The organism is Ruegeria sp. YKSF57 (assembly GCF_059612585.1).
On sequence record NZ_JBXWQW010000108.1, the window covers coordinates 1 to 3,051 of the forward strand.

General features: G+C 64.0%; 4 protein-coding genes. 3 read left to right on the forward strand and 1 reads right to left on the reverse strand.

Annotated features, from left to right (window positions below; all coding sequences use genetic code 11):
* The 3 genes from ispH to rnhA all read left to right on the forward strand — a co-directional run.
* Positions 1 to 855: 4-hydroxy-3-methylbut-2-enyl diphosphate reductase (gene ispH, locus AC2FLX_RS22015; protein ID WP_496875570.1), on the forward strand; the 855-nt coding region annotated here is incomplete at its 5' end.
* 14 nt (positions 856 to 869) lie between these two features.
* Entirely contained in the window at positions 870 to 1,457 is a 588-nt protein-coding gene (locus AC2FLX_RS22020; RefSeq protein ID WP_496811276.1) for a class I SAM-dependent methyltransferase, read from the forward strand.
* Positions 1,450 to 1,920, forward strand: a complete 471-nt coding sequence (gene rnhA / locus AC2FLX_RS22025) for a ribonuclease HI (RefSeq protein ID WP_480752070.1) — start codon at positions 1,450 to 1,452, stop codon at positions 1,918 to 1,920. The genes AC2FLX_RS22020 and rnhA overlap by 8 nt, the downstream gene beginning before the upstream one ends.
* Here rnhA and AC2FLX_RS22030 read toward each other — a convergent pair.
* A partial coding sequence (locus AC2FLX_RS22030; protein WP_496875571.1) for a caspase family protein occupies positions 1,905 to 3,051 on the reverse strand: 1,147 nt, incomplete at its 5' end. The two genes, rnhA and AC2FLX_RS22030, sit on opposite strands and share 16 nt — an antisense overlap.

The following is a 3,051-nucleotide window of genomic DNA, read 5'->3' on the forward strand; positions in this document are numbered from 1 at the left end:
TTGGAGAAATGGGGCGCACCGGTCTATGTGCGCCACGAGATCGTGCACAACAAGTATGTCGTGGACGGGCTGCGCGAAAAGGGTGCGGTGTTTGTCGAGGAACTGGAAGAATGTCCCGACGACCGCCCGGTGATCTTTTCGGCGCATGGGGTGCCGAAATCGGTGCCCGCGGATGCCGAGCGGCGCAACATGGTTTATGTCGATGCCACCTGCCCGCTGGTGTCCAAGGTGCATATCGAGGCGCAGCGCCATGCCGAGGCCGGGTTGCAGATGATCATGATCGGCCACAAGGGTCATCCCGAGACGGTCGGTACCATGGGACAGCTGCCCGAGGGCGAAGTTCTGCTGGTGGAAACGGTCGCGGATGTGGACCGGGTTGCGGTGCGCGATCCCGAACGGCTGGCCTTTGTCACCCAGACCACCCTGTCGGTCGATGATACCAAGGATATCGTGGCGGCCCTGCAGGCGCGGTTTCCCGCCATTGTCGGGCCGCACAAGGAAGACATCTGTTACGCCACCACCAACCGGCAGGAGGCGGTCAAGGCCATCGCGCCGAAATCGGATGCGCTGCTGGTCGTGGGGGCGCCGAATTCGTCCAATTCGCGCCGTCTGGTCGAGGTCGCCTCGAAGGCCGGGTGCCGCTATGCGCAGCTGGTGCAGCGCGCCACGGATATCGACTGGCGGGCGCTGGACGGTATCGCCTCGGTCGGCATCACCGCCGGGGCCTCGGCGCCGGAGGAGCTGATCAACGAGGTGATCGACGCCTTTCAGGACCGCTATGCCGTCACGGTCGAGATTGTCGAAACCGCCACCGAGAGTGTCGAATTCAAGGTTCCGCGCGTGTTGCGCGCTTAGGAAAGGGGGCCGCGATGACCAAAGATCGAACCCTGTCCGTCTATGACGCGAAAAGCCAGGCCTATCTGGACATGGTCAGTGACTGGAACGACCCCTGTCTGGACGCTTTCATCGCGGCGATGCCGGCGGGGGCGCACGTGCTGGATCTGGGCTGCGGTCCCGGCCATGCGGCGGCAATGATGGCCCAAGCGGGGTTGCGCGTGACGGCAACCGACGGATCAGCCGAAATGGTGCGGCTTGCGGCCCGAAACCCGGGTGTCGAAGCGCGGCAGGAGGTGTTTGACGACATCGCCGGGGTCGATATCTATGACGGGATCTGGGCGAGTTTTTCACTGTTGCACGCGCCCAAGACCAAGTTACCCCTGCATCTTGCGGCGCTGCACCGGGCCGCGCGTGCCGGTGCGCGGCTGCATCTGGTGCTGAAGCTGGGGCAAGGCGAGAAGGTGGACGAGTTTGGCCGGTTCTATGCCTACTATGAGCGGTCCGAGTTGGAAGACCTGCTTGCCAAGGCGGGCTTTTCCGTCCATTCGCATGTGACCGGGGCCGACGCGGGGTTTTCGGGTCGTGTCGAGGAATGGATTGCAATCACTGCTCATGCCTGAATTGTTTGCCTATACGGACGGGGCGTGCTCCGGCAATCCCGGCCCGGGGGGCTGGGGCGTGCTGCTGCGCGCAGTTGACGGCGAGCGTATCCTGAAGGAGCGCGAGCTGAGCGGTGGCGAGGCAGAAACCACCAACAACCGGATGGAACTGCTGGCCGCGATCAACGCACTGGAAACGCTGGAGCGGCCCACGCAAATCACCGTCGTGACCGATAGCGCCTATGTCAAGAACGGGGTCACCGGCTGGATATTCGGGTGGAAGAAAAACGGCTGGCGCACGTCAAACAAGAAGCCGGTCAAGAATGTCGAGCTGTGGCAACGGCTGGACGAGGCGCAGGCCCGTCATCAGGTGACCTGGGAATGGGTCAAGGGCCATGCGGGACATCCGGAAAACGAGCGCGCCGATGAACTGGCGCGCGCGGGCATGAAGCCGTTCAAGAAGCCCGCTCAGTCGCAGTCATAGAATTTCTTGCGCCCGCCGATACAGTCGGATGGCCGGATGGGCACCATCTTGGTGGCGTCCTTGCGTGTGACGAATCCGGGAACCCCTGTGACCTCGTTTGTATCACTGTCGTCCGTCTGGGCGGGTTTGGCAGCCTGGGTCGTGCGCTGTGTGGTCGTCTGTGTCCTGGGCTTTGTCGTGCGGGTCGGTGTCGATGTACGGGCCACCTTGGGGCAGGCAATTCCCGGCTTGGCCTCGATCGCGGCGACAAGTTCCTGATACCCGCGCACGCCGTCCTGATAGCTGTCGGTCAGCGGCATCCCCGCCTGTTTGAGAAACGCCGCTGTGGCCGCCTGTGAGCGTCGCCCGAAATCGCCGTCAATGGCCCCAAGGTAACATCCCCTTTCCTTCAACCGCGTCTGCGCCAGCCGCGTCGCTTCTTCAAGGGTCATCTCGGGTTCCGGTTCCACCTCGGGTTCTGGGTTCTGCGCGGCCTCCGGTTCCGGTTCGGCTGCGGGTTCCGGGTTGGCCAAAGCCGGCGTTTGCGGTTCTTCGGTGGCGGGCAGCGCGGCGATCACTTCGGATCGGGGCGCCGGTGCGGTGGCATCGGAAGAAATCGCCGTACGATTGGCAGGCCTGAGTTCTTCGCGTTTTTCCAGGGCGAAAGCATAGAGGGGATGCGTGCTTTGATCCTCGAACTTGATGAGGAAGGCATCCCAGGCTTCGAAACTTCCCGCGCGGTCGGCCTCAATGAAGTCTTGCGAGATCGACGCTGTCGGGGGCGGTGGCACGCTTGGTTGTGGTTCTGGCGCGGCCCGGCCCGTGCCGCTTTCGGGGTTGATCACGTATTCGCCGCCGCCGAGCGAGGAATAGACGAAGGGCGCGGCCCCCGGCACCGATTGGCGCATGCTGTCGCGGACACGGCCCAGCAATTGGCGCACATCCGTCGGCGGCCCCGCCATCGCATCAAGGAAGGCGGCGGTGAAGGGCGAGTTGCCGCCGGTTCGTCCGTCGGGCGTGATTTCACCAGCGGCGGCGGCGTAGGCGATCAGCGTGTCGGATTCGTTGGTCTGGACATCCGCGAGACCCTGCCGGGCGCTGCGGGTGCCGCCCTGCTGTTTCATGCGGGCCAGGAAAGGGTTGTTACGGCAC

What these genes read in the sequence shown, in the direction of transcription:
- rnhA (WP_480752070.1), top strand. Translation starts at nt 1,450, where the DNA reads ATGCCTGAATTGTTTGCCTATACGGACGGGGCGTGCTCCGGCAATCCC.
- AC2FLX_RS22020 (WP_496811276.1), top strand. Translation starts at nt 870, where the DNA reads ATGACCAAAGATCGAACCCTGTCCGTCTATGACGCGAAAAGCCAGGCC.